Genomic DNA, 22,283 nt, shown 5'->3' with positions numbered 1-22,283 from the left:
TTGGGGGAAAGCCGTGGTGTCGCTATGGCGCTATAGAAATCGTTCGCCACAAAACAGCTCGGCTATGTTTGTGTCTTTGCAAGCGGCGTTTTAAAATGCACGTTCGCCGACAGAGCTGCGGTTTCGGAAATAACGAACAATTTCCAGCCCAATGCCGCCGATGTTCATCATGCCCATGACCATCGAATTGCGCCCGCCCAGTTCGACGGCTTTTTCAAAGATTTCCTGTGGCGAATCGTCTTCGGCCATCACCAACTTGCGGTGGTCCAGCCCAGCCGCGGTCGCGTACTTTGCAAAGATGTACGTTCCCGAGCCAATCAGGATGTAGTGATCGGCTGGCCGCCACTTCGCACAGACCTCGGCCAATTGTTTCGAGCGATCAGGGCGGTCAAATCGACAGTTGAAGATAATGATTCGCTTGCCCGAATCGGGATAGCGATCACAGGCCATATCCCAGATCCGTTCGGTGGATTCGGGGTCGTTGGCCGCGAATCCGTTGACGAACACGATCTCACGTCCGAAGAAATTGATCTCGGCCGTCGTCATGATGCCCGGGTCGGGCGTTGCCGCCCACATGCCTTGCAACGCCTTGCTGCGATCGATTTCGAGGTCTTTCAAGACTCGCAGAGCAAGCGCCACGTTTTCAGCATGTTCGATGAACGAGAACTGCGACAGTTCAAGCGGGGTGATCGCGTTGACTTCGTCCTCGGTGACAGCGATCAATTCCGTGTTCCGTTCGTCGGCGGCACGCTGGAACGTTTCCAGGTGACGTCGTTCGGCGGTGTACAGGCGACCGTTTTTGGGGACCATGCCCAACAACGCTAACGCGACGTCGTGTTCGGTCGGCCCCATCACATCCAAGTGGTCGGCGCGAGCGTTGGTGATCACGGCGTGAGTTGCGTGAACCAACCGGAACTCGCACAGCCATTGCAGGTACGGGACAAGCGCCATGCATTCCATGACTAAAGCTTCGCTTTCCGATTCGGCCGCGGCGCGGACAATCCGGACCTGTTCAATGACATTGGCGCGAGCCGGGCGAAAGACCGGGTATTCCGATCCGTCGGGCAGAATCATGCGAGCCAATGTGCCGGTCGTCTTTGCACAGGTTCGGACTCCACCGCTTCGCAAACCTGCGGCGATCAGTCGAGTGACTGACGATTTTCCGCGAGTCCCGTTGACGTGAATTCGCAGCGGGATGGTGTGAAGCCGACGCTGGTGAACCAGCGATTCGAGTGCTCCGAGACCAACTAGCGCACCGGTAGTGCCTAGAAGGGCGAGTGATCCGTCCATCGAGTTGTGTTTTGTTTACCTTCGCGAATGCGAATAATAGAGTGGTCGATCCGCCACGCTCGGATGCCGACAGAAACGGCACGCTCAAATTGAAAAGCTGGAACTCTGAAGATCAGACCTTGGAGCTAAATTCCAGAAGCGAATTCCAGGAGGCATTAATTATCGCATTGTCCGCGCAGGGGTCTAGCGGGCAATTTCAGAAAAGAAGTGTTATTGAGTGCTTTAGCGTCGGCAAGCCGAGTTGCCGTTATCGCTCGTCGATTCGTTCAGGCAACTTTGGCAACCTTAACGCCAACTCAGTAGCTTTGTTGCTGCCATCTGGTTCCCACCGCCCCGAGCAAGGGTCCGGGTGGATTTTTCGTGGAACATTTGCCCAATTGTCCGAAAAAAACGGTCTTGGCCCGGTTTCACGAAATCGTTTAGACTTCCGCAACACGCTCACACGATGTGAGTACGTCATGACAAGCAGGGAGGGATCCAATGCCGGGCGAGTCATTCCGCTTCATTCACGCTAGCGACTTTCATCTTGAGACTCCTCTAGGAGACCTCGATTCGCTACCGCCACACCTTCGCGAAGCCATGGCCGAGGCTCCTCGGCGTTCCGCGGCGGCTGTCTTTGAAGCCGCTTTGGTCGAAAACGTTGATTTCCTAGTCTTGTCGGGCGACTTGCTGGCACCCCAGGCCGCTGGGCCGCACGGCATGTCGCTGCTGTTGGATTATTTCGACAAACTGCACGCCAAAAAGAAACCCGTATTTTGGACGGCCGGCATTGCCGACGATCCTGCCAAGTGGCCCGAAGCGGTGCCGTTGCCGCCCAACGTGACCATGTTCCCCAAAAATCGCGCGGTCGCGATTCCAGTCGAGCGAGCCGGACGGACGATCTGTTCAGTTGTGGGGCGAAGCGCCGACGGACGCAGCGTTTTGCATGTGCCCAGTTATCGCACCGATCCGACCGACGAGTACACCGTTGCCGTCGGTTACGGCACGGCCGACGCGAACGCCCTAGCCGAAGGGCGATTTGATTACTGGGCACTCGGTGGTCAGCACAATCGCGAAGTCATCGAAGGCGGTGCCGAGGGTGCCGCGGTCTATTGTGGATCGCCGCAAGGCCGATGCTTGGAAGAGTCGGGCGTCCACGGTTACTCGATCGTCGACGTCGATGCCGACCGAACCACTCGGGTGCATTCGGTTGAATGTGACTCGTTCCGTTACTGCGAAGTCGCGCTGACCGCGTCGGACATCAATGCCGTTGGCGGCATTCGTAACGTGATGGGCGAACGCATCGTTCGTCTGCAACACGAAAACGGTGGCCGAAACCTGTTGGTGGGCTGGGATATTTCGATCACCGACAATGATTCGATGTTGTCAATCGGCGACAGCGAAGAACTGTTGTCATGGGTGCGCCGCGAATTCGGTCACGGTTCGCCGTCGGCCTGGACCTGTCACTTGAAGGTCCGTCCGCCACGCACCTATCCCAAGTCGTGGAATGACGAAGACACAATTTTGGGTGACTTTTTGCGAGCTGCAGAAAAGCATCGCAAATCGGACGGACGCGACCTGAATTTGGCACCGTTCACCGAAGAATCCATGTCGGGATCGTCCGCGATGCCGTCAACGACCGCGACGATGTTAGCCGAAGTTTCGCCTTCGGCGCGCGCTGACTTGCTCGATCAAGCCACCCTGCTGGGCGTTGAACTGCTCCGCGGTGGTAAGCCAAACCTGGTGCAAAAATCATGAGAATCAAAGACATCCAAGTTGATGGCTTCGGCGTCTGGTCGGGACTATCGGTCGACTCGCTGCCCGACGGCATGACGTTGTTCTACGGTCCTAACGAGGCTGGCAAGACAACGCTGATGCAGTTCGTCCGCGCGATGCTTTACGGATTCACACCCGATCGCCGCGAAAAGTACTTGCCGCCGGTTCATGGCGGCACCCCGGGCGGTGCGATTCGCGTCACCGGGCCGGGTGGCGGTTACCAAATTCGCCGCCACAGCCAGCTGACCGACAATGGCGTGACGGGGCAATTGACGGTCACCGGCCAAGACGGGTTGAGCCAAGGCCAGCACCGTTTACAGAGCCTGTTGGGGCAAATCGACGAACCCATTTTTACCAATGTGTTCGCGATCGGCATGCGCGAACTGCAAGAGTTGTCGACACTCGATGACACGTCCGCCGCCGATGAACTTTACAAACTGTCCAGCGGTCTGGACCGTGTCTCGTTGGTCGACGTGCTGCGTAATTTGCGCAGTGGACGCAGAGCCTTGGTTGGAAAGGCATCGGCCGAAGACGAAGCGGAAGCCGCAAAGCTGTCGACGTTGATCACCAAGCGTGAAAAGTTGCGTGACGAAGTCGCCGTTCTGACTCGCGGTGGTCGCCGCTGGAGCGAACTAGCCTCTCAACGCCGCAGCCAGCAACAGGAAATCGAGCAGCTAACCGAACGCATGGGCGTTTGGGAACGTGAAGGACGAACCGTCGAAACGGCGACGAGTGTTCACGAAGTCTGGCGAAAACGCGAACAAATCATCAAGCAAATTGCTGAACGCGAATCCGACATTCATCTGCCCGACGAAGCACCCGGCCAACTGGTGCAAATCGACGCGATGATGGAAGAACGCAAACAAAAGATCGAAGAGATCAAGTCCAAGCGGCGCGGATTGCGCGACAAGGCGGGCCAGTTGCCGGTCAGTCGCCGCATGCTGGATCTGCAAGGCAAGATCGAAGCCGCTTCGCAGCAGGCGACTTGGGTCGAAGCGCTCGAAGAGCAAATTGAACGTATCGACGACCAGATCGCAAAAGCCAAAAAGCAACTCGAGGTCGACGCCGACCGTTTGGGGTTGGACGAAGAAGATCGTGCGGCGCTAATCAGTGGCGATACCAGCCAATTGCCCGATCTGTCGCGTCAAACACTGGCGGCACTGTCCGAACCAGCCAAGTTGGTCAAGGAGCAAGCGTTCCGGCTGAAACAGTCTCGCGGGGAAGGCGCCGATCACAAGACACGTGCAGACAAGCTGAACGAATCGCTAACCGAAGTGCTGCAGCGGGCGCGTGCCACCAATTTGCAGGAAGCCATCCGCAGCCAAACCGAAATGGTGACGGCGCTGAAGCACCGAATCCAGGTTGGCGAGCATCTCGAAAAACTCAAGCGTCACTACCGTGAACTCGAACGCGAGACCGTCGACTTGACGACCGACGAAGTCTTGCCGGTCGACCGTTTCATTTTGTTGGCGGTTCCGTTTATCGCCGGCGGAATGGCGATGATCTACGGATTTGCCAACTTCTTCAATATTCAGTGGTTGGTCAGCCGTCCGGATCCGACATGGGGCATGCTGTGCATGCTGATCGGGTTCTTGGCACTGCTTGCGTTCTATTGGGGGCTGGAAAACGGCAAACGTTCGACCTCGCATGATCGCGAAGACTGCGAACGTCAAATCGATACGCTGCGCCGACAGATTCGCGAAATCGAAGGTGAACGATCAAGCATTGACTCGACGATGCCGACCAGCAACGAGTCGTTGGAATTGCGAGTCCGCGAAGCCGAGCGTTTGTTGGCGGATCTGGATGCTTCTTTACCGGTTTATCACAGCCACCAAGCCGCGATGGAGGCGTACAAGTCATCGCGAGCCCGCGCCTCGAAGGCGGCCGACGGATTGAAGGAGGCACGTCGTCAGTGGTCGGGAACGTTGCAAAGTCTTGGGCTTAGCGAATCGCTTTCGCCATCAAGCGTCCGCAAGCTGGGCGACGGATATGAAACATTACAAGCCAGTCGCCGTCGTTTGGAAGAATTGTCGACCGAGAAAGAGCAACGTCGGCGTGAGCGAGGCGCAATCGCAAAGCGTATCGAAGCGTTGTATTTCGAAGCCTTGGAAGTCAACGAAGAAGCGGCACGCGACTCGCTGCGTGAATCTGAAGACGAGTACCAAGATGACAGCCAAGTGGATCGGCTGGTGGGTCGAGATAGCGAACGGCATGACGAGCGTGGCAATGATCGCAATGGCGATCGCAAAAATGACCGGAAACGTGATCGCGACGGAGATCGAAACCGCGACGGACGCAATGATCGGCAATCGGACCCGCAAGTGGAACTTGCGTCATCGCGAATGAAGACGCGGACCAGCCCGCTGGACCAACTGAACCATTTGCACGAGGAATTGTCGCGGCAATCGCACTGGATCAAGCGACGTCGCGAATACAAAGAAGCCGACGTCCAGCTTAAACGTCAACAAAGTGTTCACCATCGCGCCCTCGAACGGGCCGAACAACAACGCCGTGCTTTGTGGGCAAAGTGTGGTGTTGCAACCCCCGAACAGTTTTATGAAATGGTCGACAGCAAGGTCGTCCTGGGCGAGTTGCGGAAAGAGCGAGAGGAACTTGACAAGCAAATCAAGTCGATCATCGGACAACACATTGAATATGACGAAGTCGCTCGCGAGATCGAAGGCGCGACCGCTGCCGATTTGGAACGACGCTGGGATTCGTTGACCAGTCGGATGACGGAAACGGACGAACGCGTCGGTCAGTTACGGACTTCGCTCGGTGAGTTGGCTCAAGAGATGAAACACCTCGGCGATGACAATCGTTTGTCGATCGCTCAGCTAGAACTTGGCTGTGTCGAACGAAAAATTGAAGCGACGGCTCATCGTTGGCAAACCATGGGAATGGCCAGTTGTCTGTTAGAAGACGTCTGCGGAACGTTCGAACGCGAACGTCAGCCCGAAACGCTACGCGAAGCGTCGAGCTTCCTAAGCCAATTGACCAACGGCAAGTACAAACGCATTTGGACGCCACTGGGCACAAACCAATTGAAGATCGACGCGGACGACAAAAAATCGTTGCCGCTGGAAGTGCTCAGTCGCGGGACACGTGAAGCGGTATTCATCGCGCTGCGATTGTCGCTGGCGGCCGCGTACGCACGACGCGGAGTCATGTTGCCGTTGGTGCTTGACGATGTGCTTGTCAACTTTGACCGGGACCGAGCCATTCATGCGGCACGGACGTTGAAGACGTTTGCGGAACTTGGCCATCAAGTAATGATGTTCACATGCCACCATCACATCGTTGATATCTTCCATGATATCGACGTCGAAGTTCGGCTGATGCCCGCACAAGGGACGCCTGGCCGAGCGACGATTTTGTTGCCTGAGGAAGTCGAAGAGGAAGAATACGAAGAAGAAGTTGAGTACGAGGAGGTTTACGAAGACGAAGTGATGGAAGAGGAAGAAGAGCCGGTCGCGGAAGAAGAACCTGTCGAGGAAGTTCCTGAGCCGGAGCCTGTCTTGGTCACCGCCGCGCCGGAGCCAGAGCCCAAACCCGAGCCAGCAAAAACGAAGATCATCTACGTCGAACGCGCGCCCGAGCCGAAACCTGTTCCCAAACCTGCGGCAAAGAAACGGGTGGTCGAATACGTTGAGCGTGTCGAGCCAAAATACGTCAAGCCGGAACGTCTGCTCGAGCCAGAATATGACGAGCCCGAATTCGAAGAGGAACAATACGTCGAACGAGAGCCTGCGATCGGTTGGGCTTGGTTCGAACAAGAACCGGGCCGCCGTATCACGGACGCCGAAGACGCGCTAGCCGCGATTGCCCGAGATGAATGGTTAGACGTTCGTGACAGTGTCGTTCCTGATGATGTCTGGAACCGTGACAATCGTTCGAGAGACAGTCGATCCGACGACCATGACCAACGCGCCGCCGAAAACCGTGGCGGTCAATGGTGGCAAGGCGATAAGGTCGCCAACCACTGATCGCAGCACTCATTCGCAAGACTTCAGAACTGGATCCTGGAATTTGGCCTCATGATGCCTCGATTGCCGAGGCAGATGGGTTTCCTCGGCCAATAGCGAGAATTTTGGATTGACTGCAGCTCAAATTTGCTCGATTCGGTGATTGCGGCGACAATTCAGCGGTCGCCGAGGTGGTAAGATAGGAAGAGAAACGGAGTTGCCCGAACTTCGCTGCTTTCCTACGATCCGTATGCTGTACGAACGTGGGCAACCGCAACGCATATTGCCCGTCCGGTCGGCAACCCCCGTTTGATTTCAACCTTCTAGGAAACCGCTATGGACTGTCGTCTGTGTCCGAATCTCACTTTCCGCGCTGGTGCGTTGTTGCCGTTATTGGCAGCTAGTCTGTTTGTGACTGGTGCCAGTCCGCTGGCCAATGCTCAACCTGCCGCTGTCGAAGCTCCCGCGCCGGCTCAATTGGCCGTTCCGTCAGTGCGTGACACGGTCGTCGCGAAGATGATCGCGAAGTTGATGCCGGAGAATCACATTTCCGCGCAAGGTCTTAACGACACGATTAGCAAACGCGCTTTACAGCTGTTTATTGATTCACTTGATCCGCTGAAACTTTACTTTCTGCAAAGCGACATCGACGAGTTCGCCGCCAGCGAAAACTCGATTGACGACATGGTTCGCAAAGGCGACCTGAAATTGGCGTACGACATCTTCGGCCGATTCATTCAGCGAGTCGACGAGCGTGTGGCCGTGGCCCAAGAACTGCTGCGCGGCGAGTTCGAATTTACGACCGACGAAGCGATCGTGATCGACCCCAAGTCAACCCATTACGCTACCAACGCCGATGAAGCTCGTGATCGTTGGCGCCGCCAGATCAAGTATTCGTTGCTGGATCTTAAAGATGACGAAACCACGGGGCCAGAAGCGATCGAGCAATTGAAGCGACGATACACGCGTTATGCTCGCCGCTGGAAACAAACCGACAGCGACGATTTGTTGGAAATGTATTTGACCGCCGTCACGATGGGGTACGACCCGCATTCGACTTACATGTCGCCGCAAACGCTCGAAGATTTCAACATTCAAATGCGTTTGAATCTGGATGGAATCGGTGCCCAGCTTAGCGAAAAAGACGGCAAGACAACGGTCACTCGAGTGATCCCTGGTGGTGCGGCGGCCAAGCATGGCAAATTGAAGACCGACGATGTGATTGTTACGGTTGGTCAGGACGAATCCGGCGAAATGGTTGACGTGGTTGAAATGCCGCTCAATGACGTCGTGACTCTGATTCGCGGGCGAGCTGGTTCGACCGTTCGGTTGGGCGTCAAAGCAGGTGGTGTCGGCGCGGTCGAGGTCTACAAAATCACGCGAGCTCGGATTGAATTGGAAGAATCCGCCGCTCGCGGTGAAGTTATCGAACATGTCTCGCCCGATACCAACAACACGCTGAAGATCGGCTATATCAACCTGCCAAGTTTCTACTTGGACATGGAGTCGGCTCGCCAAGACAAGCAGAACTTCCGCAGCAGCACTCGCGACGTTCATCGAATCTTGGACGATTTCAATGCTCAGGGTGTCGACGGCATCGTCTTGGACCTTAGCAAGAATGGTGGCGGCAGCTTGACCGAAGCGATCAATCTGACTGGTTTGTTCATCGACCGCGGCCCCGTTGTGCAAGTCAAAAATTCGGACGGCAGCGTGCAACAATATGCTGATGAGGAAGCCGGTACAGCTTGGAGTGGCCCGCTTGTCGTTTTGACCAGTAAGTTCAGTGCCAGTGCTAGCGAGATTTTTGCAGGTGCGATCCAAGACTATCGTCGCGGCATCGTCGTCGGCGATCCTGCGACTCACGGCAAGGGAACTGTTCAAACGTTGATGGACCTTGGACAGCAATTGTTCCGAAGCAACCGTGCGAACTACGGTGCATTGAAGGTCACGCTGCAGCAGTTCTATCTGCCCGATGGTGAAAGCACTCAGCGGAAGGGCGTTTTGGCAGACGTGATCTTGCCAAGCATTACTTCGAAAATGGATGTCAGCGAAGGCGATTTGAAGTTCGCGTTGGAACATGACCGCGTCAAACAAGCTCGTCACGATCTCTACAACATGAAGCCTGCTGATCTGATCGGAATGCTTCGCCAGCGATCAATGACGCGAGTGGCTGCTGATAAAGAGTTCGGGGATCTGCTCCGACGCATCGAGTTGTACGTTGCTCAGAAAGAACAGAATACGGTTTCGTTAGACGAAGAGCAGTTCATGGCTCGTCGCAAGGAACTAGATTCTCAAAAAGAAGAGGAAGAAGAAACTCTCGAGACTCAGTTGAGCGACGAGAAAATCTACCGTGACAACTTTTACAACCAAGAAGTCTTGAACGTGACCCACGACTATATCGACGGATTGCGAAAGCAAAACTTGGCCAAGGCCGACTGAGTCGAAAGTTCGTAGAAAGCAAGAGATACGAGACGGAGGCGTTGTTTGTGACGCCTCCGTCTTTTTTTGTGCGCGGCAGGTTTCCGCTGTGTCCGGCGGCAAGTCTATCCGATTGATTTTGCGATCGCGTAGATTTCGGCGGCGTTCAGAACTTTGTCGTTGCTGGTGAACAACGATTCGATTGCTGCGCGGTGGGTTTTCATTTTTAAACCACCAACACCGATCGCGCCGTATCCGACACCCTGGCCGAATGATTTGGCTTTGTCGGCGACGCCGATGCCTTCGATGCCCGCTGGGGGAACGGCGTTCAGGTCGATCGCGACTTTCAAAGTTGAAAGCGATTGCATCGTTTTTTCGTCAGCTAGTTCGATGCCTGCGGCGCCGCAGGCGATGACGATTTGGGCGCCGGCCAAGACGCCTGCCGTTTGCGCTGGTGAACCAGCCTCGCCAGCGTTGACGGAACCCGACTGAACTTGTTCGCTGATTTCTTTAGCCGCTGACGCAGCGCGGTCCAGCGATCGGCTGGTCAGGATGACGTCCGCACCGTCGCTGGCGAGCAGTTGGGCAACCCGTCGACCGACCGGTCCGGTGCCGCCAAGCACGACTGCTTTTGCGCCAGCAAGGTCGATGTGCCGGCTGGCTGCGACGACTGCGGCCGACGCGGTGGTGTTGCAGCCGTTGGCGTCCAGCATCAACGAGACTCGGACGGGGCCAAAGAATGCTTCTTGGCAGGCAGTCAATAGTCGTTCGGCGGCTCCGACGTCGCTGCCGCCAATGAAGATCGCAGTGTTTTTTAGGTTGTCCCCGCCACGGGTGAACATGGCACCGTGAACGATTGAAGTGACGCCAGTGACTTGGACGCCTTCGTATCGCAGTAATTGATCAACGCCAGCATCGATCGCAACGACCGAATCGAATGAGCTAGGTTGCGGATCGATGTCGAGCTGGAGCAGGATTTTTTTGGTCATGGCGATTTCTACTGGAAGGCGGTGCATAAAAAAAGCTTCCCGGCATTGAAACCGGAAAGCTCTGTTTTGACATTGGCATGTTCGCCAATTTCAGCGGACTAGAAACCCTTGAAAGGGTGGGCCGCTGTGTCCTTTTGGGCGATCATTTCGTCAGCACTTGGCTTGCAGCCCATCGCGTTTGCTAGCGATTGCTTGACGGCTTCGTAGTTGTACTGATAGATCTTTTCGTCGTCTTCGGCAGCAGGGTGAATGAACACACCGCAGACGCAAACCAAGTCTTCGGCTTGATCCTTAGGAATGATTCCTTCGGCGACCGAGTCGGCAACGGCTTTCGCGACGGCTGCTTGTGCAGGACCGAACATTTGTACAACTTGCTTCATGCCCTTCATCGTGACCTTGGTCACCATGACAGTTGATGGCTTGACGGCAACGTTGGGGGCCAAAACGGCCATCAGGTTCGTGTGGCCTTCGCTTTGAGTTGCAAGTGCGTTTGCAAATGCGACTCCGACGGGGCCGCTCTTGCTGCCGATCATCAGGTCAATGTGTGCGACTTCGTTACCATCGCCGACCAGCGCTTCACCAACATTCAAATGCATTGTGGGGACTACCTATTCGTGGGTTGAGGGACAAAAATCCAGGCTTGCAGATTTGTTCAATGCAAATCGTTCGGAGACTCCATCGGCAGCGATTTCGCTATCCGCCGGTCCTCATAAACCGATGCCAAAAGTAGCAGACCCCACCGCTGATGCAACCACCCGCTGCCCTAAACGAAGCCCGTTTGCACCACGAATCGGCGGATGAACCGGCCGGCCGAACGGTTTTGATGGTTGGGGCATCGGTGCGGGCAGCTGCTCAATCGGCGTCTGCCGGTGGATATCGCGTGGTCGGAATCGATCAGTTCGGCGACCGAGACGCCGTGGCGGCCTGCGACGAATTTGCGTTGCTGGATGACGTGGATCGAGTCGCCGAATTGCTCAGTCGATACGCGGAAACGCCGTTGATCCAAGTCGGTGGGCTGTCTGGGATCCAGGATTGGCTCGGCACCCACCCCGTGGCACGGCCTCGATTGTCGCCTTCGATCGAGATCCAAGAGCAATTGGCCGATCCGAACGTGCTTAGGAAACTGGCCAACGAATCCGGTTTTTCGTTTCCTCAGACGCTGGAAGCGAATCCCCTGGCGCTCGAAGCGGTGGACGATCCACCGAAAGGTGCGATTCCGACTGGGCGTTGGCTCTACAAGCCACGGAGCGGTTCCGGCGGGATCGGGATTCAATGGCTTGACCGGCCGCGTCCGGAAAAAGACGGGTGGATCCAGCGATGGGTTGCCGGACGCAGTTTTGGTGCCACGCTTCTGGTTCGACCAGGGCTTTCGCAGTTGTTGGGAGTCTGCCGATCGACATTTCACCGGATTTCGGCTGCCGACGAATCGGTTTATCCGTTTGTCTACGGTGGATCGTTTGGGCCGATCGCCTGTGATCCAGTCGCCTGTAATCCAGTCGCCTGTAATCCAGTCGCCTGTGATCCAGGTCTGGCTGATCGGCTGATTTCGCTGGGGCATTCGATCAGGGACGCGTCGGGATTAGCCGGATTGTGTAACGTCGATTTCTTGGTGGATCGAAACCAGACGCCATGGCTGATTGAAATCAATCCGCGGTGGAGCGGTTCAAGCGAATTGGTCGAGCGGGGCCGGGAAATTCCGTCGTTGCTGGCATTGGCGATCAATCAAAAAAAACTGTTTCAGACCGATTCGCCACACCGTGACGCAGTTCTCAAAAAAGTCGTATTCGCCAGCGTCGGTTTTCGTTTTCGACTGGAACCGGTCGTGGACGGATTGCCGCCGGCTGTACAAATCGCGGACATCCCCGCCGAAGGCACCGAGATTCTCGCAGGCTGGCCCGTTTGTTCGCTGATTGGAAATCCGTCGGACGTTGTTCGGGCGTCTCGCAAAATCGGCCGACGATTCGCTATCCTATCGGGACAGAAACTGCCGTTCGTCGTTGAAACGACCCCGATCACTTCCCCCGACGCCATCTGAGACTGTTTGCCGATGACCTTTCCGGACGATTTGAATCACTTGATTCGCACCGATGAACCGTTGGGCCCGCTGGTTTGGTTGGGGATCGGTGGACCGGCTCATTATTTTGCCGAGCCGGTTGAAGAATCGGATATCGAGCGACTGGTCGTGGCTGCCTCGAAAGCCAGCCTGCCGGTTCGAGTTTTGGGCGATGGCAGCAACGTTTTGGTCCGCGAAGCGGGCGTCGATGGGTTGGTAATCTCGCTAGCAGCGGCTGAAACCAGCGGCATGTCGATCGAAGGAAATTTGATGACCGTGGGAGCCGGCGCCAAGCTGTCGCACGCCGTGATCAAGGCGGTCGGCGCGGGGTTGGCAGGACTAGAACACTTGGTCGGAATCCCCGGCAGCGTCGGTGGTGCCGTTGTTGGCAACGTATCGAGCGGCGGCCGAGACATCGGGTCAACGGTTCATTCGATCGAAGTTTTGGAAAAAGGCGGCACTCGGCGGGTGCTTTCTCAGGATGAAATCGGTTTCTCGCACCGCAAGACATCGCTGGGTGGTTTGATCGTGATGAATGTTGTTTTCGAGCTCGAGTCGCGTGATGCTGCCGCGTTGACCAAACGGATGCAGAAACTGTGGATCGGCTACAATGCGTCGCGACCGACCGAAGAACGCCGCATCGCGATGCCGTTTGTCGATCCCGACGGAATGCCGACTAGCGATTTGATCCAACAAGTTGGGCTGGCGGGGCTGCGTGAGGGCGACGTTTCGCTGGATACTGGCAAACCGCACTTTGTCGTCGCGCATCCTGGTGCGACCAGCGATCAATGCTTGCGTTTGATTGAGCGGGTACGTGAACAAGTGTTGCTGCAAACCGGGGTCGACTTGCAGTTGAACCTGCAAATCTGGTAACTGTTGATCATCGGATGGCGATTGTCGCCCGATTCGTAAAACCAGATTTCGATTTAACTGCCGACGTTACAGTTTCACGAACCGAACGCGTGAATTTGTGGTTGTCAGCCCGAGGACGTGCCTGTGGCGATGCGATCGTCCGAACCTGACCAGACTCGACCGCTGCATGATGCACTGCGTCGGTTGATCAAGGCGCCTGCGGCGCTGTCGGTTCTTTGGCCGGCGTTGATGATCGTCGGTGGGTACGTTTCATGGCACCAGTGGGGTGCCGAGCATGTCGTGGGACCCTACCAGGGCGTTGCGGTGGAACAGATCCATATCAGCCCGCCGCCGCCTTTCGTGCGCAGCGACATCGTCAAAAGTGTCTATCGCGATACCGCGATGGAAGGCTTGTCGTTGATGGATCGGCAAGCGACTGCAAAAATTGCCTCGGCCTTTTCGATGCATCCGTGGGTCCGCAGCGTCACCAGTGTACGCAAACTGTCCGGCGGAATTGTTGATGTGCGTTTGGACTATCGCCGTCCTGTTGCCATGGTCCAGGTTTACCGAAGCGTCGATGGGGTTCGCGATCGATTCTTCTTTCCCGTCGATGGTCAAAGCGTGCTGTTGCCGACCAGCGAGTTCACTCGATCGGAAACCGCCCAGTTCATCCACATCGACGTCCCCGGCGCCGACTCGGCCAACGCCGAAGGAATGCCTTTCGGGGATACGCGAGTCGCGGCGGCAGCGATCCTTGCCGAAGCGCTTGCGCCGATCCGCGAACAAACTGGTGTCGTCGGCATCTCGGTCACCGGTGACCCTCGCCGCGTCCAAGTGCCTCAGTTGGAATTGACCATGCAAAACAATGCACGTCATTATTGGGGTAGTCCGCCCGGAATGGAATTGCCTGGCGAAGCATCAGCGGAAATGAAGCTTCGAGCACTGATGGCAACCGATCGCACCAAGTCGAGTGATTTGACCGTTGCGCGAGCACCGGCACGGTAGACACCGACGTCGCGATTTCTGGTGATCTTGGATTCGGTAGGCTTGTTCGGCTTTGCACCCCGATCCGCGATTCTCTTTATCGCAGTTGCCACGCTTCGGGATCGCCTTCCGTGATCAGCCAGCGGTGGTCGACGCTCAGTTGCTTGTACTCGTCCGCTTGCCCGTTGGGCCAGGTCACGGTGACATCGACTCGATCGCTGGCGGAACCCAATCCGAAATGAGTCACGGTTTCGTTTTTTCCTTCGTAACCATCACCTGTTGCCGTGGCATGGCGCAGTTTCGTTGGCCCGCTAGTGACCTGGATGATCGTTGCCACCGCATCGCGTTCGACCGATCGTCCCACCAATTCGATTTGCAAAAAGTGATTGGGCGTCACCGTTTGGTTCTCGATCACCGCGGCTGGTCCATTCAAGTCGCTGATCACGGCATCCATTCGACCGTCCTGGTTAAAGTCACACGTGATCACACATCGGCCATGATGCAGAGTCGACCAATAGTCATTGTGTGTGGCATCAACCGTCGCCGATTCTGTGGGGTGGGCATCCACGAAATGTCCGTTTTGATTAGCCAACAATTGAGTCGGCATCGCGAACGCAGTGCCGGTGTGGCTGAGGTCTTCGATATGGCCGTTGCCGATAATCAAATCGTTCCAGCCGTCGTTGTCAAAATCGATCGGCTGGATCCCAAATCCAACTCTTTTTTCGCTCAGCACATCGAGGCCAAACCGGATCGGGTCGTCACGGAATCCTGCGACCGGTCCCGACCGATACGCATTGATCCATTCGTTGTACCAATTGGTGACCATCAAATCGTCGCCATTGACGTTGTCAAAGTCCGCCCAGGCGATGCCCATGCAGGCAGTCGCACGACCATGCAGGTTCAACGCCGTGCCCATCGCGACTGCGATGTCGGTAAACGGTGACTCGCCGCTTACGGGTATGCCGTCATTTTCTGGTGATACGAACTTCCACAGTTGGTTCGGACGCTGGTCGTTGGCGACAAAGAACTCTGCGCCCGGTTTACCATCAAAGTCGCTGATCATCAGGCCGAGTCCCGGTTGGGCAGCCTCGCCAACCATCGCGATCCCATTGCTCTTCGTCTGCCCCAGATCAACGATCGTTCGTTCGCCGGTCGGCTTGCAAACTGCCACTGAATCAACCGCAGGTGTGAATTGCAACGGTCCCGGAAAACGCAAGGCAACACCATCGGGTCCCACTTCGACTTCTTGAAAAATCTTTGGATCGGTCACATAACGCACCGAAACCAGATCCGGTAACGAATCGCCCGTTACATCTGCGATACCAATCGATGTCGTGAACGTTTCGGTGATTTGTCGATTTTGGTTGTGGCTGGCTTCGTCGCGAAATGTTCCGTCGCCTTGGTTGATGAACACTCGATTGGTTCCAAGGTTGGCAACGACTAAGTCGGGCCATCCGTCCTGATTCAAATCGCCTGCGGTCACGCCTAATGAGTATCCACGATCGTCCGTCGCGGCCAGGTCCGTCACCAGTTCAAAAACCGACCCTAGATTGCGATAGAGTTGATTCGGCAAAATGCCGGGTTTGCTGGGTGGGATTCCGGCGCCCTGGTTGAAGTACAAATCAATGCGGCCGTCGCGGTCGAAATCAAATGCCGCCACGCCGCCTACCAGCGATTCATGGATTCGCATGAACTTGGTGCGATGAGTCGAGTGGTTTCGATATTGGAAATGGATTCCTCGTTCTGCAGCGACCTCGACCATGGTCGCTGCAATCGGTCGCGAGATTCGTGGCGACGCGTTTTCATCGCTGGTTTTCGGGCCCAGGAGCGTGGGCGGCCCGAAAGAGTCGACCGCGATTTTTCGGTCCTCGTCAATCCATTCGGGCAGAGCGAAATTCTCGGCGGAAAGTCCACAGAACTTTGCCTGCTCGTACTCCGGTTCATCAAGTGGCACCCGCAGTCGCGATTCGATCACCTCGTTCCTGGACTCTGGATGGCGACTGGCTAAAACTCGGTACCAAGCGGCGGCCTGGTCCATCCGCCCAAACCGGATCATATCCCTAACGATCGCTTCGCCAGCAACGCGATCGTCGGGTTGTTGTTTCCCAATGGCTTTGCCAGCCTCGATCGTATCCGTCTGTGCAAAACGCCGCTCGTCAAAAGCTTGCGCAACGTCAGGTTGGCCCAGCACCAGCAGTGCGGCGGTTAGACGTTGATGAGTTTCGACGACCGTGTCGTCACGCCGCATCGATTCCAAGTAACATCGCACGGCGCTTTCGTGACGATCTTTACTGATTTCATAGTCGCCAGCCGCTAACCAAAACATGGCGTAATCTTGTGTCCCCGACGGCAAGGTCTGCATCGCCAAAGTCCACTGATCCCACTGCATCAACTGAGCCCTCAGCCACAACATCCAAGCAGCGGCTTCGGGGTTGTCGGGGGCGGCATCGATGACTTGCTGTTGCCAGTCGGCGGCGTCACGCAGTTCGCTTCGATCAAAACGAGTCAGTGTTAATCGCATCGAGTCCACGGTTGCCGACGTTTCATCGAATGGTTCAGGCTGACGTTGTGCAAAATCGGCCGGACGGGAAAGGTTTAGCAACGTTCGCAACTCGTCTTCGCTGGCTTGCTTTTCCTTGACCAAAGGCATCAGAACTTTTGCCGCGGCTGCGCGAAAGCCGATCGAGTTGAGCGCGCTGACCAATCGATGACGAAGGGGAGTGAAATCAGGACGTGCTTCGATTAGTTCTCGGTAGACGACGACCGCTTTTTGGGTCTGGCTGGTCTGCATCAGCCAATCTGCCATTTGGCCGCGTGCGGCGAAGCCCCAGTGCGCGTCATCGGCAGGAATGTCTGCAATCAATTTGATCGCGTGATCCGTATCACCGAGTTGCCACTTTGTTTGCGCCAGAGCAAAGAGGACGTCGGCGCGGGAAGCGTCCATCAACGCCGCGGTGCGGTAGTGCTGTTCGGCTGCTTGAAAGTCTCCTTTCAAAAAGGACGCCTCGCCCTTGCTGATCAAGACATCAAGCGACGCCATGTCCGCGCCGTCGGTGGCGGTGGTTTTCTCTTGGCGCTCAACGCCACCGGGGCGACTGATTTTCGCTGACGCCGTCTTGGTGACCGGCTTGGATTCCGTTTGGCATCCGGCCAATATCGGCACCCAAAGGCATGTCATGATCGCTCCGCGTGCGGATCGGGTGTTCAGCCAGCTGCTATCAGGTCTCGATTTCAGCATCGTGCGAATCTGGATTCGAGTATTTGCGAAGGTAAATTGATGGAAAACAGGGTGGCCAAACTCTCACTTTGTTGAGCCTGATTAGCGAAATGGAATTGTCGGGTTGCTGAATTTGGGCATTGATAAGTCCCTTCGACGGCGTCCTATGCAAGCCGTGCCTGGCGAACCGATGAATCGCTTGTTAATCCGATTTTGCGGACTGGGATCTGAAAACCCTCCTGTTGGCGGGGTGTTATGCTGGCTCTTTCGGCGGGATAGTGGCGGTTGGATTCTCTTAAAAGCGGTTGAATGTCGGCAATTTAGCACTTAACATGTGTTCAATTGGCTTTATGTGTATCACAATGTACCTGTGAGCACTTTTTGTGTCTCAGATTTTTTCACTGTCTTGCGAGGGAATTATGAAGTTACGTTCAAAAGTTTCTGGTGGTTTCACGCTAGTAGAATTACTAGTTGTGATCGCCATCATTGGCGTCTTGGTGGGGCTGCTTTTGCCAGCCGTCCAAGCGGCCCGCGAAGCGGCTCGGCGAATGAGCTGCAGCAATAACTTCAAGCAAATTGGCTTGAGTTTGCACAATTACCACTCTGCGTTCAAGCAATTGCCCCAACAGATGTCGGGCCCTGCGACGTACGAAGGGGCTGGCGGATTCTGGGGAAATGACCAAGGCAAGAATACTTGCATGATGCAAAACAGCTTTCTTGTTGGTCTGACTCCGTTCATGGAACAGCAGGCAATTTGGGAACAGATCTCGAATCCCTACAACGACGGAAACGGTTTCACGTGGCTTCCGTTCGGTCCCGCCGCAGACTCGGACCAAGGTTACAACTACGATCCATGGTTGACCGAATTGCCAACTCTCCGTTGTCCAAGCGATCCAGGTGTCGGACTTCCTGCTAGTGGTCGTACCAACTACGCCGCTAGCCATGGCGATTCGTGGTGGCCAGCGAGTTACAACACTGACACTTCGTTTGACTATGGTCCATGGGAATGGAACTTTGTCGGTTACAAGAAGAGCAGCTGGACGTCAACGACCGCCCGAGAATCGAACCGTGGTTGTTTCATGCCTCGCGATTCAAGCAAGTTCCGCGACATTCTTGACGGCCTGTCCAACACGATCGCCTGCGGCGAAATCGCGACGGACTTGGGCGACAGCGATCGTCGCACCAATGCATTGAATTCAGTCCAATGCCGCACGGATGTCGATTTCGCCAAGACCAATTACGGTGATCCACTTCGTCCATTGTTCTGGGACGTCTCGGCCCCCGATCTTTCAGTCAACTCGAGCGTTGGTTGGACCTCGCGTTACGGTCGTGGATACCGTTGGTACAACGGCTTCCAAGCGTGCACCGGATTCAGCACTGTTCTGCCTCCTAACAGCCCTTCTTGCGGTTTCAACGAAGGCGACTGGTTCCCGGATGTTCACGGTGGTAACTACACTGCCAGCAGCCGTCACCAAGGTGGTGCTCACGTTTTGATGGCCGACGGAGCGGTGAAGTTTATCACTGACTCGATCGAAGCTGGCGATTCAAGCGCCGAACAAGTCAACCGTCACGCAACGGCCGCCAAGTCGCAAGTCGGTTCGGCTAGCCCGTTCGGTCTGTGGGGTGCTCTTGGTACCCGTGCAAGCAAGGAAACGATCAGCGAAGAGTTCTAATTGGAACTCGTGTCTGGTCGCGTGTAAGTTCACGTTTCACTTCGAGAGGGCTCGCTAGGATCGTCACAGAACCTGGTGAGCCTCTTTTTTTACACCTTAATTTTTGGAATGATAAATGACTCGAGCCCTATTAGTGTTGGTCGCGATTTCTACGTTTAGCTTTGTCGGCTGCGAGGAAAAGAAGGCAAGCGTCGTGGTTGATAAGAGCGAAATTGACCAATACCGAATTCCGCCTGGCGAGCTGGAAAAAGCGATGAAAGAAGCAGCAAGCGGTGCTGCTGCAAAAGCAAAGTCGAAATAATCTCGGCTATCCATTGCCTTGGAAACCGTTCCAAACTCAAAACAACGATGCACCGCCGAAGACAACTTCGGCGGTGCGTTTTGTTAATATGTCATCCCCCCGGCATAGCCGGTTAAATAATACCCAACCTACTGGGCACTGTTTTGAGTGATTCGAGCAATCTTCCCACGGCAACCAAGCATGCAGAACAGTTGGTGTCGTTTGTCATCCCAGCGATGAACGAACAAGGTTCTTTGGAAAAACTGCATGCTGAGATTTGCAGGGTCTGCAATGAACACGGTGTTCGCCGTGAGATCGTTTTTATCGATGATGGATCGACCGATCGGACGTGGCAAGTGATGCAGTCGCTCGCGCAGCGAGACACCGATACCGCCGCGATTCGGTTTCGACGTAACTTCGGCAAGGCCGCCGCACTCGAAGCTGGTTTCGCCCAGTGCAAGGGCGAGATCGCGATCACGATGGACGCCGACCTGCAGGATGATCCTGATGAGATTCCGCGTTTCTTAAACAAGATGGACGACGGATTTGACGTCGTCAGCGGTTGGAAACGGGTTCGGCACGATCCCTGGCACAAGGTGCTGCCGAGCCGCGTGTTCAACGGTTTGGTTAGCGGCATGACGGGTGTGAAGTTGCATGACCACAATTGTGGTTACAAATCGTATCGGCGCGAAATCTTTGATGAAGTTCGTTTGTATGGCGAACGCCATCGATTCGTGCCCGTGTTGGCGGCGGCGCGAGGATGGAAGGTCACTGAGATCGAAGTCTTGCACCACGCTCGTGAATTTGGTCAATCCAAATACGGTGTGTCGCGTTTGTTGAAGGGCTTTCTCGACTTGATCACAATTTATTTGCTAACGGGATTTTCAGGGCGGCCGCTGCACTTGATCGGCGGCATCGGTATGTTCTTTTTTGGGGCCGGTGGAGTTGGGATCTGTTATTTGACGGTCCGTTGGTGTGTCTCGCGGTTGTCGGATTCAATGATGGATTTGCACCTGCACGAGACGGCGATTTTCTATTACTGCATCCTCTCGGTGCTGCTGGGGGCACAGTTTCTGCTGGCCGGTTTGCTGGCTGAACTGATTGTCTCGCGTTCCGACGACCGCAACAGCGTCTACAGCATTGCCGAACGATTGCCATGATCTTGTCGAACCAACGCAAAACGTTAGCACCTGTTTCTTTGCAAGTCATGATCGTGATTGCGATCGCAATTGCTGCGGGACGGATCGCCTGCGTGACAAGCCCCGAAGGTGACACGGCGTTCCTTTCAGCAAATGATCGCAGTCGATGGTGCACGATCGCAAGTCTGGTCGAAGACGGCACCTATGCGATCGATCGCCAAGTTGCGATCGCCAATCCGATTCACCGAAATCGACGGCCCTGGGGAACGATTGACAAGGTTCGTCACACCGGCGCCGATGGAAAACTGCACTACTATAGCAGCAAGCCTCCGTTGTTTCCGACCATGATCGCAGGTGTTTACAAGGTCATGCACCTGAGCACCGGCATGACGATGACGGCACAGCCGATTTATGTGCCGCGAATGATTTTGGCGATTGTCAATCTGCCGATCTTAGCTTTGTTTTTAGTGTGCACTACATTTGTCATCGGCCGCGTCTGTCAGACGACGGAAGGAAAGGCACTCGCAGTCGCATTCACTTGTTTTGGCACCATGATGTTACCGTTCACGGTGTCGCTGAATAACCACTTGCCAGCGGCGGCAGCGATGGCGGTCGCAGCAGCATTCTATGTTTATGTGGCCGATCGTATCGCCGGGATCGAACGAGGCGATTCATTGACGGTGAATCCAGGGGCTTGGCTAGTGATTGGATTGGCTGCCGGATTCGCCGCCGCAAACGAGTTGCCAGCTTTGTCGATGACCGCGTTTTGGTTTGTGTTGTGTGCGTGGCTGGATCGCCGTTCGATTGTTCCGTTTGTCGGCGGCCTAACTCTAGTCGCGATCGCATTTTTCGGAACCAACTGGATTGCCCATCAAAGCTTTCGACCGCCGTATGCCCACCGTGGTGTCGGCGAAACGATCGCGGTTTTGGATCCGACGGCCAAGCAAGCTGACCTTCCTCAAGCAAATTCTGCATTGGCGGGACAGGTGAAATCGGCGCTGCTAGCAAACAGGTTAATCGAGGACGATGCTGTTTTTACCATTTATCCGTCGGACGAAGCAAAACGGTATGTTGTTCGTGCCAACGACGACTTGTTTGCTTTGATTCCAACCGGCGAAGGCTGGCGGTTGGCAAAATGGGATGACTGGTACGAGTATCCAGGAAGCTATTGGCAGGACGGAAACCGCCGCGGTGTCGATCTTGGAGAGCCTTCGCGGGTGAAATATTTTTTGAACATGACCGTTGGGCACTACGGTCTGTTTTCGCTGACGCCGATCTGGCTGCTGCTGCCGATCGGGTTCTTCATTTCGCTGCGGATGGGTCCGGATGACTATCGCCGCATGTCGGCTGCGATATTGCTAGCAACATTGGTGTGTGCGGCCTTCTACATCAGCCGGCCAATGATTGACCGCAATTACGGGGGCGTCAGCACGTGCTTCCGTTGGATGCTGTGGTTTTCACCGCTGTGGTTGATGATGATCGCGCCGGTGCTGGATGATTGGAGTGAGTCGCCGTGGTTGCGACGAGTTGCCATTGGATTGCTAGCTTTAAGTGCCATTTCCATGTCGACGGCTCTGTCGTCACCTTGGCAATCACCGTGGTTGTATCGGTTTTGGCAGTTTTTGGGCTGGATTGACGCCTGACGCCGGGCGTACTATCGGCTTTCGG

At 55.6% G+C, this 22,283-nt stretch carries 15 protein-coding genes; 11 read left to right on the top strand and 4 right to left on the bottom strand.

Annotated elements, in window-relative coordinates; genetic code table 11:
* Window positions 1-90: 90 nt before the first annotated feature.
* Window positions 91-1,290 (bottom strand): poly-gamma-glutamate synthase PgsB, encoded by a 1,200-nt coding sequence (gene pgsB / locus Poly59_RS24565; RefSeq protein ID WP_146536715.1) that lies wholly within the window; start codon window positions 1,288-1,290, stop codon window positions 91-93.
* A gap of 41 nt (window positions 1,291-1,331) precedes the next feature.
* Here pgsB and Poly59_RS29750 point away from each other — a divergent pair, with 41 nt between their 5' ends.
* From Poly59_RS29750 to Poly59_RS24550, 4 genes are all read left to right on the top strand, one after another.
* Entirely contained in the window at window positions 1,332-1,805 is a 474-nt protein-coding gene (locus Poly59_RS29750) for a hypothetical protein (RefSeq protein ID WP_186776489.1), read from the top strand.
* A complete protein-coding gene (locus Poly59_RS24560; RefSeq protein WP_146536714.1) occupies window positions 1,771-3,027 on the top strand; it encodes a metallophosphoesterase family protein in 1,257 nt (418 codons plus the stop codon). The genes Poly59_RS29750 and Poly59_RS24560 overlap by 35 nt, the downstream gene beginning before the upstream one ends.
* Window positions 3,024-7,031, top strand: a complete 4,008-nt coding sequence (locus Poly59_RS24555; protein WP_146536713.1) for an ATP-binding protein — start codon at window positions 3,024-3,026, stop codon at window positions 7,029-7,031. The genes Poly59_RS24560 and Poly59_RS24555 overlap by 4 nt, the downstream gene beginning before the upstream one ends.
* A gap of 315 nt (window positions 7,032-7,346) precedes the next feature.
* On the top strand, window positions 7,347-9,449 hold the full coding sequence (locus Poly59_RS24550; protein WP_146536712.1) for a carboxy terminal-processing peptidase: 2,103 nt from the start codon (window positions 7,347-7,349) through the stop codon (window positions 9,447-9,449).
* Window positions 9,450-9,553: 104 nt separating this feature from the next.
* On the opposite strand, the gene Poly59_RS24545 is transcribed toward Poly59_RS24550, so the two are convergent.
* Both Poly59_RS24545 and fae read right to left on the bottom strand, forming a co-directional pair.
* Window positions 9,554-10,417: an NAD(P)-dependent methylenetetrahydromethanopterin dehydrogenase gene (locus tag Poly59_RS24545; protein WP_146536711.1), complete on the bottom strand. Its 864-nt coding sequence runs from the start codon at window positions 10,415-10,417 to the stop codon at window positions 9,554-9,556.
* 98 nt (window positions 10,418-10,515) lie between these two features.
* Complete coding sequence (gene fae / locus Poly59_RS24540; protein WP_146536710.1) at window positions 10,516-11,013, bottom strand: formaldehyde-activating enzyme; 498 nt, start codon at window positions 11,011-11,013, stop codon at window positions 10,516-10,518.
* 149 nt (window positions 11,014-11,162) lie between these two features.
* On the opposite strand from fae, the gene Poly59_RS24535 reads away from it, so the two are divergent.
* The 3 genes from Poly59_RS24535 (at window position 11,163) to Poly59_RS24525 (ending at window position 14,327) form a co-directional block, all read left to right on the top strand.
* Window positions 11,163-12,452 carry a hypothetical protein gene (locus Poly59_RS24535; RefSeq protein WP_146536709.1) on the top strand — a complete coding sequence of 430 codons (1,290 nt, stop codon included), beginning with the start codon at window positions 11,163-11,165 and terminating at the stop codon, window positions 12,450-12,452.
* Window positions 12,453-12,464: 12 nt separating this feature from the next.
* Window positions 12,465-13,343, top strand: a complete 879-nt coding sequence (locus Poly59_RS24530; protein WP_146536708.1) for a UDP-N-acetylmuramate dehydrogenase — start codon at window positions 12,465-12,467, stop codon at window positions 13,341-13,343.
* A gap of 129 nt (window positions 13,344-13,472) precedes the next feature.
* Window positions 13,473-14,327: a cell division protein FtsQ/DivIB gene (locus Poly59_RS24525; protein WP_246151908.1), complete on the top strand. Its 855-nt coding sequence runs from the start codon at window positions 13,473-13,475 to the stop codon at window positions 14,325-14,327.
* A 76-nt stretch (window positions 14,328-14,403) separates the two neighbouring features.
* On the opposite strand, the gene Poly59_RS24520 is transcribed toward Poly59_RS24525, so the two are convergent.
* On the bottom strand, window positions 14,404-17,484 hold the full coding sequence (locus Poly59_RS24520; RefSeq protein WP_186776488.1) for an FG-GAP-like repeat-containing protein: 3,081 nt from the start codon (window positions 17,482-17,484) through the stop codon (window positions 14,404-14,406).
* A gap of 458 nt (window positions 17,485-17,942) precedes the next feature.
* On the opposite strand from Poly59_RS24520, the gene Poly59_RS24515 reads away from it, so the two are divergent.
* From Poly59_RS24515 to Poly59_RS24500, 4 genes are all read left to right on the top strand, one after another.
* Window positions 17,943-19,196, top strand: a complete 1,254-nt coding sequence (locus Poly59_RS24515) for a DUF1559 domain-containing protein (RefSeq protein WP_146536705.1) — start codon at window positions 17,943-17,945, stop codon at window positions 19,194-19,196.
* A gap of 115 nt (window positions 19,197-19,311) precedes the next feature.
* A complete protein-coding gene (locus tag Poly59_RS24510; RefSeq protein ID WP_146536704.1) occupies window positions 19,312-19,497 on the top strand; it encodes a hypothetical protein in 186 nt (61 codons plus the stop codon).
* A 143-nt stretch (window positions 19,498-19,640) separates the two neighbouring features.
* On the top strand, window positions 19,641-20,636 hold the full coding sequence (locus tag Poly59_RS24505) for a glycosyltransferase family 2 protein (RefSeq protein ID WP_261343554.1): 996 nt from the start codon (window positions 19,641-19,643) through the stop codon (window positions 20,634-20,636).
* Window positions 20,633-22,258, top strand: coding sequence for a hypothetical protein (locus Poly59_RS24500; RefSeq protein WP_246151907.1), 1,626 nt, complete (start codon window positions 20,633-20,635; stop codon window positions 22,256-22,258). Before Poly59_RS24505 ends, Poly59_RS24500 begins: the two co-directional genes overlap by 4 nt.
* The last annotated feature ends 25 nt before the right edge of the window (window positions 22,259-22,283 follow it).

Source organism: Rubripirellula reticaptiva (assembly GCF_007860175.1).
Taxonomy (GTDB): domain Bacteria; phylum Planctomycetota; class Planctomycetia; order Pirellulales; family Pirellulaceae; genus Rubripirellula; species Rubripirellula reticaptiva.
This window is presented reverse-complemented; position numbering and strand designations above follow the sequence as displayed.

What these genes read in the sequence shown, in the direction of transcription:
- pgsB (WP_146536715.1), bottom strand. Translation starts at nt 1,290, where the DNA reads ATGGACGGATCACTCGCCCTTCTAGGCACTACCGGTGCGCTAGTTGGT.
- Poly59_RS24560 (WP_146536714.1), top strand. Translation starts at nt 1,771, where the DNA reads ATGCCGGGCGAGTCATTCCGCTTCATTCACGCTAGCGACTTTCATCTT.
- Poly59_RS24555 (WP_146536713.1), top strand. Translation starts at nt 3,024, where the DNA reads ATGAGAATCAAAGACATCCAAGTTGATGGCTTCGGCGTCTGGTCGGGA.
- Poly59_RS24550 (WP_146536712.1), top strand. Translation starts at nt 7,347, where the DNA reads ATGGACTGTCGTCTGTGTCCGAATCTCACTTTCCGCGCTGGTGCGTTG.
- Poly59_RS24545 (WP_146536711.1), bottom strand. Translation starts at nt 10,417, where the DNA reads ATGACCAAAAAAATCCTGCTCCAGCTCGACATCGATCCGCAACCTAGC.
- fae (WP_146536710.1), bottom strand. Translation starts at nt 11,013, where the DNA reads ATGCATTTGAATGTTGGTGAAGCGCTGGTCGGCGATGGTAACGAAGTC.
- Poly59_RS24535 (WP_146536709.1), top strand. Translation starts at nt 11,163, where the DNA reads ATGCAACCACCCGCTGCCCTAAACGAAGCCCGTTTGCACCACGAATCG.
- Poly59_RS24530 (WP_146536708.1), top strand. Translation starts at nt 12,465, where the DNA reads ATGACCTTTCCGGACGATTTGAATCACTTGATTCGCACCGATGAACCG.
- Poly59_RS24525 (WP_246151908.1), top strand. Translation starts at nt 13,473, where the DNA reads ATGCGATCGTCCGAACCTGACCAGACTCGACCGCTGCATGATGCACTG.
- Poly59_RS24520 (WP_186776488.1), bottom strand. Translation starts at nt 17,484, where the DNA reads ATGACATGCCTTTGGGTGCCGATATTGGCCGGATGCCAAACGGAATCC.
- Poly59_RS24515 (WP_146536705.1), top strand. Translation starts at nt 17,943, where the DNA reads ATGAAGTTACGTTCAAAAGTTTCTGGTGGTTTCACGCTAGTAGAATTA.
- Poly59_RS24510 (WP_146536704.1), top strand. Translation starts at nt 19,312, where the DNA reads ATGACTCGAGCCCTATTAGTGTTGGTCGCGATTTCTACGTTTAGCTTT.
- Poly59_RS24500 (WP_246151907.1), top strand. Translation starts at nt 20,633, where the DNA reads ATGATCTTGTCGAACCAACGCAAAACGTTAGCACCTGTTTCTTTGCAA.